General features: G+C 70.6%; 10 protein-coding genes and 1 pseudogene. 3 read left to right on the plus strand and 8 right to left on the minus strand.

Features of this window, described 5'->3' with window-relative positions; all coding sequences use genetic code 11:
- From ABS772_RS18390 to ileS, 8 genes and pseudogenes are all read right to left on the minus strand, one after another.
- Positions 1 to 124 (minus strand): annotated as a pseudogene (locus ABS772_RS18390) (ferredoxin--NADP reductase); the annotation flags it as partial.
- Positions 125 to 305: 181 nt separating this feature from the next.
- Complete coding sequence (locus ABS772_RS18395; protein WP_350396249.1) at positions 306 to 737, minus strand: DUF4431 domain-containing protein; 432 nt, start codon at positions 735 to 737, stop codon at positions 306 to 308.
- A gap of 78 nt (positions 738 to 815) precedes the next feature.
- Complete coding sequence (locus ABS772_RS18400) at positions 816 to 1,748, minus strand: ring-cleaving dioxygenase (protein WP_350396251.1); 933 nt, start codon at positions 1,746 to 1,748, stop codon at positions 816 to 818.
- Positions 1,749 to 1,932: 184 nt separating this feature from the next.
- A complete protein-coding gene (locus ABS772_RS18405) occupies positions 1,933 to 3,216 on the minus strand; it encodes a M16 family metallopeptidase (RefSeq protein WP_350396253.1) in 1,284 nt (427 codons plus the stop codon).
- Positions 3,217 to 3,290: 74 nt separating this feature from the next.
- Positions 3,291 to 4,673, minus strand: coding sequence for a M16 family metallopeptidase (locus ABS772_RS18410; protein WP_238255676.1), 1,383 nt, complete (start codon positions 4,671 to 4,673; stop codon positions 3,291 to 3,293).
- A gap of 192 nt (positions 4,674 to 4,865) precedes the next feature.
- Positions 4,866 to 5,558, minus strand: a complete 693-nt coding sequence (locus ABS772_RS18415; RefSeq protein ID WP_350396255.1) for a hypothetical protein — start codon at positions 5,556 to 5,558, stop codon at positions 4,866 to 4,868.
- Between the two features lie 167 nt (positions 5,559 to 5,725).
- Entirely contained in the window at positions 5,726 to 6,241 is a 516-nt protein-coding gene (gene lspA / locus ABS772_RS18420) for a signal peptidase II (RefSeq protein ID WP_350396257.1), read from the minus strand.
- Positions 6,242 to 6,458: 217 nt separating this feature from the next.
- A complete protein-coding gene (gene ileS / locus ABS772_RS18425) occupies positions 6,459 to 9,434 on the minus strand; it encodes an isoleucine--tRNA ligase (protein WP_350396259.1) in 2,976 nt (991 codons plus the stop codon).
- Between the two features lie 510 nt (positions 9,435 to 9,944).
- Here ileS and ABS772_RS18430 point away from each other — a divergent pair.
- From ABS772_RS18430 to ABS772_RS18440, 3 genes are read left to right on the plus strand one after another with little or no spacing between them, the layout of a single operon-like run.
- Positions 9,945 to 11,333 (plus strand): dicarboxylate/amino acid:cation symporter, encoded by a 1,389-nt coding sequence (locus ABS772_RS18430; RefSeq protein ID WP_238255680.1) that lies wholly within the window; start codon positions 9,945 to 9,947, stop codon positions 11,331 to 11,333.
- A 22-nt stretch (positions 11,334 to 11,355) separates the two neighbouring features.
- Entirely contained in the window at positions 11,356 to 12,258 is a 903-nt protein-coding gene (locus ABS772_RS18435) for an ROK family protein (protein WP_350396262.1), read from the plus strand.
- Entirely contained in the window at positions 12,255 to 13,055 is an 801-nt protein-coding gene (locus ABS772_RS18440) for a hypothetical protein (protein ID WP_350396264.1), read from the plus strand. Before ABS772_RS18435 ends, ABS772_RS18440 begins: the two co-directional genes overlap by 4 nt.
- Positions 13,056 to 13,303 lie beyond the last annotated feature (248 nt).

Genomic DNA, 13,303 nt, shown 5'->3' on the forward strand with positions numbered 1-13,303 from the left:
TGCCGATCATCGTGAACTCGCCGTTGCGGAAGCGGAACGAGGGATCGCGCGTCGTGCGGAAGGAGAAGAGCGTGTCGGTCCAGTGATGGACGGAGAGGACGCGCTCCTCGTTGTACTTGCTCATCGGCCGCAGGTTTCCCGATTCTCGAAGCGTCGAAAGCGGGCTCTTCTCGCAGTTGCAGCATCCGCGTCAAGACGCAGCGCTGCCACAGCGCACCGAATGCGGGTTTGTCTGGAACTGTTCTTGAATCCGGCGCATGGCTGCCCCGGCGCGCGTGCATCGCCGGATCGGCATGGAGCGGCCGTCAGCGGGCTTCTTCGACCCGCACCTCGCTCATCACGAGCGGCGTGTGGTGATGGCCCGTATGTGCCGCGAAGACATTGCCGGAGACGCGCACCGCGCGACCGGGAGTGACTCCCAGTTCCTTGCTCGTGGCGGCGAGTTGCACCGCCCGGACACCCGACACCGCCTCGTCGAGCCCGGACGTATCGGCCTTGTTCGCCTCCATGCAGATCGGCTTGGGCAGAAGCAACACCAGGACGGTCTCCGGTGCATCGCCCTGGGCCACGCTCTCGTAGTTCGGGATCCCCGGATAGGTCTTGACCACCAGCTTGCCCGAAAGGGTCAGACGTTCGGTGTAGCGGAAACAGGGGGCTGCTGCCGCAGGGCCCGCCGCCACGCAAAGCGAGACGGCACTCGCCAGTGCGAGAAGGACTTTGGTCGTCGCGCCCCGCATCGCCTTCTTCCTCACGTCGAACCGACCCGAAACACAACCGTAGCATGATTCGCGATCGGCTCGTGGACCGGACCGGCCCTAGAGCGGCTTCAACCCCGCCTCGATCTCGGCCCGGCGCGGTTCGAGGAAGGGCGGCAGGGCGAGGCGCTCGCCCAGGGTCTCCATCGGCTCGTCGGTGGCGAAGCCCGGCCCGTCGGTGGCGATCTCGAACAGGATGCCGTTCGGCTCGCGGAAATACAGGCTGCGGAAATAGTAGCGATCGACCGGGCCGCTGGAGGGGATGCGCTGCTGCTTGAGGCGGTCGGCCCAGGCTTCGTAGTCGGCGTCCGGGATGCGGAAGGCGACGTGGTGGACGGCGCCGGCCCCCTGGCGCGCCGGCCTGCTCGTGTCCTTGAGAAGCTGGACCTCGGCGGCCGGACCGCCCGCGCCGGTCTCGAACACGGTCACCTCGCCCTCGGGCAGTTCGAAGGTGCGGGCGCGGCGGAAGCCGAGGATCTGCGTCAGAACGGCCTCGGTGCGCTCGGGCTGCGAGACCGCGAGGCGGATCGGGCCGAGGCCCCGGATCTGGTGCTCCGGCGGCACCGGACTGCCGTCCCAGGGATGCGCCTCGCCCGCCCCGCCGTCATCGACGAGGCCGAGGCGCTGGCCCTCGCCGTCCTCGAAGTCGAGGGTGAGGCGCCCGTCCCGCTCGATCGCCGGATGGTGGGTCACGCCCTGGCGGCCGAGATGCTCGCGCCACCAGTCGAAGCTCGCCGCGCCGCCGACGCGCAGCAGAATGCGCGCGATGCTGTCGGTGCCGCGCTGCTCGGGCGGCGCCGGCCAGTCGAAGAAGGTGATGTCGGTGCCGGGCGAGGCGCGCCCGTCGGCGTAGAACAGGTGATAGGCCGAGACGTCGTCCTGGTTGACGGTCTTCTTGACGAGCCTGAGCCCCAGCACGCGGGTGTAGAAGGCGAGGTTGTCGGCCGCCCGCGCCGTGATGGCGGTGACGTGGTGGAGTCCGGTGAGCTGCATCGTGGGAGGCCTCGCGCGGGGAGCGGGTTCGGCCTCCACCAGATAGGGGGTTTGGGCGCGGACCCAAGGCGCCGATCTCGCGCCGTCGTTCGGCGACATGGCAGATCACAGACCGGACACAAAAAAGGCCGGCAACGCGTCCCCGCGTGCCGGCCTCGTTCGAACCCGCTTCGGGGTAACCTGCTTACAGCCCCGTCGGCCGCCCCGCGGCGACCACCAGCATCCGGCCGTCGCCCAGCGTGCGGGCGCCGGCCCGGCGGATGTCGGCCTGGGTCACGCTCGCCACGAGGTCGTTGCGGCGGGCGATGTAGTCCATGCCGAGCCCCTCGAAGGCGATCTGCACCAGCTGGTTGGCGATCTTGGTCGAGGTGTCGAAGCCGAGAGCGTAGGAACCGGTCAGGTAGTCCTTGGCCTTCTGCAGCTCCTCGTCGGACGGGCCGTCGGTGATGAGGCGGTGGATCTCGTCGCCGATCACGTCGAGGGCCTCGACCACGCGCTCGTTCTTGGTGGCGGTGTAGCCCCAGGTCATGGCGACCGCCCGGTGCGAGGTGAGCGAGGTGCCGACCGAGTAGGCCAGCCCGCGCTTCTCGCGCACCTCCTGGAACAGGCGGGAGGTGAAGGCGCCGCCGCCCAGGATGTGGTTCAGCACGTAGGCCGGGATGAAGTCGGGGTCGCGCCAGGCCACGCCGGGGAGGCCGAAGCGGATCACCGATTGCGGCACGTCGAGATCGACGACGATGCGCCGCCCGAGTTCGTTGATCGCGGTCGGCGGCACGGGCTTGAGCGGGCCGGCCTCGGGCAGGCCCCCGAAGGCCTGCGCGATCATCCCGGTGATTCCCGCCTCGTCGAAGGCGCCGACGGCGGCGACCTTCAGGCCGCCGCGGCCGATCACGGCGCGGTGCATCGCCACGAGGTCGTCGCGGGTGATCGCCGAGAGCGTCTCGACGGTGCCGGCGGACGGGCGGCCGTAGGCATGGCCCGGGAACGCCTCGCGGAAGTAGCGGCGGGAGGCGAGCACGCCGGGGTCGTTCTGCTGGTAGCGCAGGCCGGCGATCATCTGCGCCCGCACCCGCTCGATGGCGGCCGGGTCGAAGCGCGGCTCGGCGAGCGCCAGGGTGAGCAGGCGGATCGCCTCGTCGGCGTGCTTCGTCAGGGTCTTGAGCGAGCCGCCGATGGAATCGGGACCGGTATGGAAGCTCAGCTCGATGGCGCGGGCCGCCAGCGCCTCCTGGAAGGCGTCGGAATCGAGGTCGCCCGCGCCCTCGTCGAGCAGCCGCGCCATCATCTGCGCGGTGCCCGCCTTGCCCTCAGCGTCCTGCGCCGCACCGCCCTCGAAGGTGAAGGAGAGCGCGATCATCGGCACCACCGGCGAGGCGACGTGCCAAGCCTCGATGCCGGGGGCGGCCGCGAGCGGCAGCGCCTGGGTCGGCGTGGTCGCGGTGCGGGTGCCGGTCTCGGCGAGATTCATCGGAAGTTCCTTGGAAAGCGTCTTTTCGCGAACGGCGCCGCCGGCCTTCCGGCGACGCGGAGAATCGCGTGGCGTCAGGCCGTCGTGACGTCCGTCTCGCGGGCCTTGGTGAGGTAGCCGGTCACCGAGCGGGCGGGCACGAGGTAGCGGGCGGCGACCGCCACCAGCCGGTCGCGGGTCACCGCCTCGATCTCGGTCGGCCAAGCGCGCACCTCCTCGACCGTCTCGCCGATGGCGAGCGCCGAGCCGTAGATGCGGGCGAGCGAGGACTGCGAGTCGGAGGAGTAGACCGTCTCGGCCACGAGCCGGATCTTGGCCCGCTCGATCGCCACCGGGTCGAGCGCCTCGGGCGCGCGGCGCAGCACGCGGTCGACGTGCTCCTCCAGGGCCTCGAGGGTCACGCCCTCGGCCGGCACGGCGTAGACGGCGAACCGCGTCTCGTCGATGGCCGAGCCCATGTACCAGGCGCCAGCATTCACCGCGACGCCCATCTCCAGCACCAGCTTGCGGTAGAGGAACGAGGTCGCGCCGCCGCCGATCACCTCGGCCAGCAGTTCGAGCGCGTGGCCCTCGCCGTCGCGGGCGGTCATGCAGGAGGGAGTGAGGTAGAGCCGCTGGAAGGTCGGCTGCTCGACCTTCGGATCGGCCACCGCGATGCGGCGCATCGCCCGCGGCTCCGGCTCGCGCGGGCGGGTCCGGAGCGGCCGCGCGCCCTGCGGCGCGACCCGGCCGTAGGTGTCCTCGGCCAAGCGCCGCACCTCGTCGGGCGTGACGTCGCCGGCCACCACGAGGATCGCGTTCTCGGGGGTGTAGAAGCGCTTGTAATAGTCGATGGCGTGGCCGCGGTTCAGTTCCTCGATCTCGTGCATCCAGCCGATGATCGGGATGCCGTAGGGGTGGTGCACGAACAGCGAGGCGGCCATCGCCTCGGAGAGCTGCGCCGACGGGTCGGTCTCGACCCGCATCCGGCGCTCCTCCAGCACCACGTCGCGCTCCGGCGCCACCACGGCGTCGTCGAGGACGAGGCCGCCCATGCGGTCGGCCTCGAAAGCCATCATCGTCGAGAGATGGTCGCGGGCGACGCGCTGGAAGTAGGCGGTGTAGTCGTAGCTGGTGAAGGCGTTCTCCTGGCCGCCGAGCGACGAGACCGCCTTCGAGAAGGCGCCGGCCGGATGCTTCTCCGTGCCCTTGAACATCAGGTGTTCGAGGAAGTGGGCGATGCCGGACTGGCCGATCGGATCATCCGCCGAGCCGTTGCGGTACCAGATCATGTGGGTGGCGACCGGCGCGCGGTGGTCGGGCACCACCACCACGTCGAGGCCGTTGTCGAGCACGAAGGCGGAGACCTCCGGGCCGCCGGCCTCGGAGCGCCCGAACGGGGCGGCATCCACGCGGCCGGCGTGGTTCAGGCCTCGCTGCGGTCCCACGGGCGCGATGGCCTTCCGGTAGAGGTGCATCCTGCTGTCCTTTGCGGGGGCCCTTCCGCCCTCCGCGCTTTCCGTCTCGACGATCCCGGCATTGTCCCGAGATTGGTTGCCGGTGGCAAATCCCGTACCGCGCGACGTGTCCGCGCGGTGACGGTCCGTCCGATTGCGTGACGACCGCGCGAATCCATCGAGAGCGACGGACCCGCACGAAGGCGGTGGCGCTCAGCGCCCGGACGGATTCCTGATATAGGCACGCGGATCGGCTTCGTCGCGGTCGTTGATTGGGCCACCGACGGGGCCGCCCTGCGGCTTGGCGACCTTGATCGGCGCCTTGCGGTAGCCGGTGGGCGGATCGGTCAGCGTGTCGCGGTCGGGCTCGACCAGGGACGGCTCGACCGTCTCGGACTTGCCCTTCAGCAGTTCGAACGGGTTGAGCCAGGTCGAGGTGCGGGTGTCGCCCTCGCCGGGGGTGTTGGCCGGCCCGGTCAGGGCGCCGGCGCCGGCGCGGCGGCCGGCTTCCAATTCGTAGACCGAAAGCGTCTCGTTGTTGTCGTTCATGCGCCCCTGCGCGCCGCGCACGATCGGCTTCTTCGCCTCGATGGCGGCCCGCTCGCGCTGGATCAGTTCGGGGTCCTTCGGCCAGGCCGGATCGGCCTGGCGGGCCCGCGGCACGGGCAGGCCGGCGGTCAGGTCCTCCTTGCCACCGAGCTTCGGCGGCATGGCGAGCGGCGCGCGCTCGCGATAGGTGATCGCGGGGCGTTCCGGCTCGATCAGGCCGAGATTGCTCAGCGTATCGCGCATGAACTCGCCCTCGGCGCGGGCCGCGCCGACCGCAAGGCAGGGCAGCAGGGCCGCACCCAAGGCAAGGGGCCGGATCGTTCCGAAAGCCCGCGAGACGCTGCGCCGCCCGTTCATGCCAATTTCCCCAAGGTTTCAAAGACCGGCTCCGCCCGCTTTTCATCCGGGGCAGTCAGCCGGACGGCGATTCAACGTGAATCGCGGACCGAGACCTTCGAGACCGAGGTGAGCCGGGTTTCGGGCGAAGGTATGGCGCCTTGACGCGGAGGAGACCGCGCCTCGCCTCAAGGCTGGGGACGGCCGCCGTCCTGCGCGACGTCCGTCGGCGCCCTGCGCCCGGCGGGCCGCAGGCTGTCGAGGATCAGGCCGACGACGCCGGCGACGATGGCCGCATCCGCCACGTTGAACACGTACCAGGACCACGTCCCCGCATGCAGGTGGACGAAATCGAACACCGCGCCGTAGGCCGCCCGGTCGATGGCGTTGCCGAGGGCGCCACCGACGATGAGGCCGAGCGCCACGGTGAGCAGCCGCGAGCCGGCCCGGTACATCCACACCGACAGGCCGACGGCGGCGGCGAGCGAGACCCCGACGAGCAGCCAGCGCCCGAGCCCGCCCTCCTGCTGGAACAGGCCGTAGGAGACGCCCCGGTTCCAGACCACGACGAAGTCCGCGAACGGCGCCAGCCGCCAGGGCTGGGTCATCACGAGGTCGGTGCCGAAATAGAGCCAGAGCTTGGAGGCCTGATCGAGGGCCAGCGTAGCGAGGGCCGCGATCAGGCCAGCGCGGAAGGGGGTCATCACGAGACTCGGCCCACGACGCGTTTCCGCTCCCCCCTCTGCGGGGGAGGGTGCCTCGCGGATGCGAGGCGGGAGAGGGGAGCGACGGCGAAGGATGAAGCGCCCGCCATCCGACGCGCCGCATCGTCCGGCAGCCGGGCTCCCCTCACCCGACCCCCTTCGGGGGCCACCCTCTCCCGCGGAGGGGAGAGGGGGCGTTCGCGGTTCGCGGTGCGCCTCACGCCGCCCCCGGATGCGCCGCATCCCACTCGCGCAGGGCCGCCGCGTCGCGCGGCGTCACGTCGGGATAGTCGCGGTCGAGCCCGACCTCCGGGGTGACCCGCCAGGAGCGGGCGCATTTGCGGCCCGCGGCGCGCTCGGGCACCACCGCCACGCCCTTCACCTCGTCGAGGCGGAAGGCGTCGGCCGGTCCCTCGCCGGCGCGGACCGTGATCGCCGAGGTGATGCAGATGTCGGCGAAGTCGACGCCGTCGAGCGCCCCGAGCAGGTCGGCGTCGGACACGTAGACGGTCGGCGCCGCCTCCAGGCTCGCGCCGATGCGCTTGGCGGCGCGCTCGATCTCGAGCGCCCCGGTGACGACGCGGCGCAGCTTGCGCACCTTCTGCCAGCGGGCGGCGAGCGCGTCGTCGCGCCATTCCGCGGGCGTCTCCGGCAGGGTCTGGAGATGCACCGAGCCGTCTTCCGACGGGTAACGGTCGAGCCATGCCTCCTCCGCCGTAAAGGCGAGGACCGGCGCGAGCCAGATCGTGACCCGGCGGAACGCCGCGTCGATCACCTGGAGCGCGGCGCGGCGCGTCACCGAGGAGATCGGGTCGCAGTAGAGCGCGTCCTTGCGCACGTCGAAGTAGAAGGCCGAGAGGTCGCCGGTCATGAAGCCGTTGAGCAGCGCCACGATCCGCTTGGTGTCGAAGGCGGCGTAGGCCTCGCGGATCTCGCCGTCGAGCTGCGCCAGGCGATGCAGGATGAAGCGCTCCAGCTCCGGCATCTCACCGAGCGGCACGTCGTCGCCCGGCACCCGATGGGCGAGCGAGCCGAGCATCCACCGGAGCGAGTTGCGCAGCTTGCGATAGGTCTCGGCGAAGGTCTTGACGATTTCAGGCCCGATGCGCAGGTCGTCGGAATAGTCGGCCGCGGCGACCCAAAGCCGTAAGATGTCGGCGCCCGATTCCTTGATGACGTTCTGCGGCGCGACGACGTTGCCGCGCGACTTCGACATCTTCTCGCCCTTGGCGTCGAGGACGAAGCCGTGGGTGAGCACGACGTCGTAGGGCGCATGGCCCCGCGTGCCGCAGGATTCGAGCAGCGAGGACTGGAACCAGCCGCGGTGCTGGTCGGAGCCCTCCAGGTACATCACCGTGTCGGGCCCGCCATCGACCGCCCGGCGGATGCCGGCGAGGCCGGGGAAGGCTTGCGCGTCGTCGAGCACGAAGGCGTGGGTCGAGCCGGAATCGAACCAGACGTCGAGGACGTCCGTCACCTTTTCGTACTTGGCCGGATCGTGCTCGGGGGCCAGGAAGCGCTCGGTGGCGTTTTCAGCGAACCACGCATCGGCGCCCTCGGCGGCAAACGCCTCGGCGATGCGGGCGTTGACCGCCTCGTCGCGCAGCACCTTTCCGGTCTCGCGCTCGACGAAGACGGTGATCGGCACGCCCCAGGCGCGCTGGCGCGAGACCACCCAGTCGGGCCGGCCGGCGACCATGCCGTTGATCCGGTTCTTTCCCTGGGGCGGAACCCACTGCGTCTCCTCGATCGCGTGCAGCGCGGTCTCGCGGAGCGTGCGGTTGCCAAGGGAATCCACCGGCCGGTCCATGGCGATGAACCATTGCGGCGTGTTGCGGAACAGGACCGGCTTCTTCGAGCGCCAGGAATGCGGGTACTGGTGGCGCAGCACGCCGCGGGCGACCAGCGCGCCGACCTCCGTCAGCGCGGCGATGAGCGCCTTGTTGGCGTCGCCCTTCTCGCCCTTGGCGGTGAAGACGAAGCGGCCGGTGAAGCCCGGCGCCTCCTTCGTGAGCATGCCGTCGGCATCGACGGTGTAGGGGATGCGGGTGTCGATCCCGGCTTCCGCGAGGCGGCGGCCGTTGGCCATCCAGACCTCGAAGTCCTCCCGGCCATGGCTCGGCGCCGTGTGGACGAAGCCGGTGCCGGCCTCGTCGGTGACGTGCTCGCCCTCCAGCATCGGCACCGGGAAGCCGTAGCCGGGATCGAAGGCGTGAAGCGGGTGCGACAGGGTGAGCCCGGCGAGGCTCGCCGCCGGCACGTCGGCCACGCGCTCGAACGCCTCGACGCGGGCGGCCTTGAACACGCCCTCGGCGAGCGCGTCGGCGAGCAGGTAGCTGTCACCGACCTTGGCCCAATTGTCCTCGGCGGCCTGCGTGACGCGGTAGAGCCCGTAGGCGACCCGCTTCGAGTAGGCGACGGCGCGGTTGGCCGGCAGCGTCCAGGGCGTGGTGGTCCAGATCACGACGCGGGCACCGGCCAGTTCGGCCGGGGCGCCCGCGCGGATCGGGAAGGCCACGAACACCGTGTCGCTGACATGCTCCTCGTACTCGACCTCGGCCTCGGCGAGCGCGGTCTTCTCCACCACCGACCACATCACCGGCTTCGAGCCGCGGTAGAGCTGGCCCGAGGCCGCGAACTTCATCAGCTCCGCGGCGATGCGCGCCTCGGCGGGATAGGCCATGGTCGAGTAGGGATGGTCCCAGTCGCCGGTGACGCCGAGCCGCTTGAACTCCTCACGCTGGATGTCCAGCCACTCCGCGGCGAAGGCCCGGCATTGCTGGCGGAATTCCAGCACCGGCACCTCGTCCTTGTTCTTGCCCTTGGCGCGGTACTGCTCCTCGATCTTCCACTCGATCGGCAGGCCGTGGCAGTCCCAGCCCGGCACGTAATTCGCGTCGCGGCCGAGGGCGCCCTGCGAGCGCACCACCACGTCCTTGAGGATCTTGTTGAGCGCGTGGCCGATATGGATGTTGCCGTTGGCGTAGGGCGGGCCGTCATGCAGCACGAAGCGCGGACGGCCCTTCGCGGCGGCGCGGATCTTCTCGTAGAGGCCGATGCTCTTCCAGCGCTCCAGCAAGAGCGGCTCGCGGGTGGGCAGCCCCGCGCGCATGGGGAAGTCGGTCTTCGGCAGGAACAGCGTTCGCGAGTAGTCGCGTGCGGCCGCGGGGGCGGCGTTGGTCTGGTCGCTCATGGGTTCGGCAGGATTCTCGTCGCGAGGGACGGCGATAGGGAAACGGGCGGAGGGCTTCACCCGGCATCCGGGGCGGCCGCCGGTGCGGCGCCTTACGCGGAGGCCGGGCCCGTAATTCGCGTCGCGCGGGGGAAGAGGCCGAACATGCCGTGCTTCTAGAGCGCTCCCCCGTCGAGGGGAAGGGCCAACGGCCGGCGCCTGGCGAAAGCCGGCCGGCCGCCGCCGCAGGCCGGTCGGGCCGCCTCGCACGTCTTCCGGACCCACTTCATCCACCGACATCCCTGCGGCATCGGACCGCCCAAGCCTTGCAAGGACACCGCATCCTTGCCATCAGCCCCGCCCGTACGGGACCTTGGCAGATCGAAAAGTCGGGCCGGGTCGCCCGAAGCGTCGTCGGTTACAAAGGCGGCGCCGACTACCGGCGTGCGATTGAGCACTGAAATCAAAGAGACTAGCGTCCGCCTAAAGCCGCCCGGGCGAGGCCGCGCAACACGGTATCGGTGAGGAAACATGGCCCATTCCGCAACGCATGATGCGGGCGTGCCCGCCGCGCACGTGCCCTGGTACCGGGTGCTCTACATCCAGGTGCTGATCGCCATCGTGCTCGGCGTCCTGCTCGGCTGGTACAGCCCGAAAACGGGCGTGTCGCTCAAATGGCTCGGCGACGCCTTCATCGCGCTGATCAAGATGCTGATCGCGCCGATCATCTTCTGCACCATCGTCCACGGCATCGCCTCGATCGGCGACCTCAAGAAGGTCGGCCGCGTCGGCCTGAAGGCGCTGATCTACTTCGAGGTGGTCTCCTCCATCGCGCTCCTCGTCGGCATCATCGTCGGCGAGGTCATCCAGCCCGGCGCCGGCTTCGGCGCCGACGTGTCGAAGCTCGATGCCAAGGCGGTCGAGAGCTATGCCAGCAAGGCGGCCGCCGATTCCACCGTCGCCCACATCCTGGCGATCATCCCCAAGAGCTTCTTCGACGCCTTCGCCACCGGCGACCTGCTCCAGGTCCTGCTGATCGCGATCCTGACCGGCGTGGTGCTCACCGGCATGGGCGAGAAGGGCGCCGGCATCACCCGCGGCATCGACGCGGCGGGGCAGGTCTTCTTCCGCATCATCGGCCTCGTGGTGAAGCTCGCCCCCATCGGCGCCTTCGGCGCCATGGCCTTCACCGTGGGCCAGTACGGCATCGGCAAGGTCGTGGACCTCGCGTGGCTGGTCGGCACGTTCTACACCACCTCGCTGCTGTTCATCTTCGTCGTGCTCGGCGGCATCGCGGCCTTCGCCGGCTTCTCGATCATCAAGTTCCTCGCCTACATCAAGGACGAGCTGCTGATCGTGCTCGGCACCTCGTCCTCCGAGACCGTGCTGCCGCACATGATGACCAAGATGAAGCGGCTGGGCGCCTCGGATTCGGTCGTCGGCCTCGTGATCCCGACGGGCTACTCGTTCAACCTCGACGGCACCAACATCTACATGACGCTCACCACCCTGTTCCTGGCGCAGGCGGTGGGCGCCGACCTCTCGGTCGGGCAGTACGCGACGATCTTCCTCGTCGCGATGCTGACCTCGAAGGGCGCTTCGGGCGTGACCGGCGCGGGCTTCATCACCCTCGCCGCGACGCTGGCCGCCATCCCCGGCAATCCGGTGCCGGTGGCGGCGATGACTCTCGTGCTCGGCGTCGACAAGTTCATGTCGGAGTGCCGCGCGCTGACCAACCTCATCGGCAACGGCGTGGCCACCATCGTCGTCTCCCGCTGGGAGGGCGAGCTCGACAAAAAGAAGCTCGCCGAGGTGATGGCGCATCCGGTCGCGATCGGCACCGAGATCTCGGACGAGTCGCCGGAAGGGCCGGGCGAAGATGTGCCTCCCACCGCTCCGAAGGCCGTGGCGGCGCAGTAAACCCGTCTTGGCTTCCGAGCGGTTGCGCATCGGGATCGATCTCGGCGGCACCAAGATCGCCGGGATCGCCCTGGACGCCGACGGGGCGACGCGGGCGGAGACCCGCGTGCCGACCCCGCGCGGCGACTATGCCGGAACCCTCGACGCCATCGCCGGCCTCGTCGCCGCACTGGAGCGGCAGGCCGGCACAGCGGGGGCGAGCGTCGGCGTCGGCATGCCCGGCGCCGTCTCCCGCGCCACGGGCCTGATCAAGAACGCCAACTCGGTCTGGCTCAATGGCAGGCCATTCGTAAAGGATCTCGCCGCCCGGCTCGACCGCCCGGTGCGGGTCGAGAACGACGCCAACTGCCTCGCCGTCTCGGAAGCCGTCGACGGGGCCGGCGCGGGCGAGGCGATCGTCTGGGCGATCATCCTCGGCACCGGCGTCGGCTCCGGGATCGCCCTGCGGGGGCAGGCGCTGACGGGCCGCAACGCCGTCGCCGGGGAGTGGGGCCACAACCCGCTTCCCCAGCCCCGCGACGACGAGCGCCCCGGCCCGGCCTGCTATTGCGGCCGTCACGGCTGCATCGAGACCTGGCTCTCGGGGCCCGGCCTCGCCGCCGACTTTTTCCGCAGTTCCCGCCAGACACGGACCGGGGAAGAGATCGTTGCCGCCGCGCAGTCCGGCGACCGGCCGGCGGCGGACGCGATGGCGCGCTATATCGACCGCCTCGGGCGCGGCATCGCCCACGTGGTCAACATCCTCGACCCCGACGTGATCGTCCTCGGCGGCGGCCTCTCGCGGGTCCAGAGCCTCGTCGCCGCGCTGCCCGAGGCGGTCGCGCCGCACGTCTTCTCCGACGCCTTCGACACGCCGATCCGGGCCAGCCTGCACGGCGACGCCTCGGGCGTGCGCGGGGCGGCATGGTTGTGGAGCACGACATGATCGGCTGGATTCGTCGCCTGTTCGGGCAGGAGCGCCCCTCCCCGCCGCCCATGTCGGCCTCGCCCCTATCGGCCTCGCCCTTGCCGGCCTCGCCCCTGCCGGCCACGCCGTTGCCGGCCTCGCCTTTGCTGGACTGGGAACCGACGCCGCAGCCGCCGCAAGTGCGCAGCGAAGCGGAGATCGACGCCGTCGAGGCGGCCCTGGAGGGCCTGATCGCCGCCGGCCTGCGGCTCGGCCCCCACTACGAGGGCCAGTCCGTTCGCGGCGTCGCCCGGTCGATGGCGGAGCATCCGGAATTCGCCCTCGGCGACAACAACGAGACCCTGCCGCTGACCGAGCGTGCCCCGGACGCGCTGGCGATCGACATCCTGTGGAGCTACCGCGCCCTGGCGGACGGGATCGAGGACGAGTTCGCCAATGCGGCGATCTTCGTCGATCACTGCTACGACGGGGCCGACGAGGAGCCCTACCGCGCGCTCTTCGCCCGCGTGATCGAGATCGCCGGCGTCTGGACCTGCCGCGGCCTCGCCGTCTCCCGGGTGCCGGGGCTCGGACCCTACGGGCACGGCTTCCGCGTCGCGTTCGAGACGGAGCCGCCGATCCCGGCGATCACCTTCCCGGCCGACAAGAACTTCGACTGGAGCCTGCTCGAACAGCTCGACGCGTGCCGGCCGGCGGGTGAGACGCGCCGCTTCCGGATCGCCGCCGACGGCGGGGCGGGGCTGGTGCTGTTCCTCGACGACGCCGCGGCGCGGGCGATCGCCTTGCGGCTCGGCTGGGGGCCGGACGATCTCTGAGGGCCGGTGCGAGCCCGTTCTCCGGCAAGCGCCGCGCTCCTCATGCTGAGGCGCCGAGCGAACGCTCGGCCTTGAAGCACGCCGGAACGGTCGATCCTAAGGCACCGGTTAGTCGGGAGAGATGTCGCGGTGTGCTTCGAGGCCGCTGCGCGGCGCCTCAGCATGAGGGGCGGCGCGGAGGCCGGAAAGGGTCCGTCGTCGAAGCTGCGAGAAGCCACGCGGGCTCGAACGTCACGTCAGCATTGACT

Origin of the sequence: Methylorubrum podarium, from assembly GCF_040270385.1 — a bacterium.
Taxonomy (GTDB): Bacteria; Pseudomonadota; Alphaproteobacteria; order Rhizobiales; family Beijerinckiaceae; genus Methylobacterium; species Methylobacterium podarium.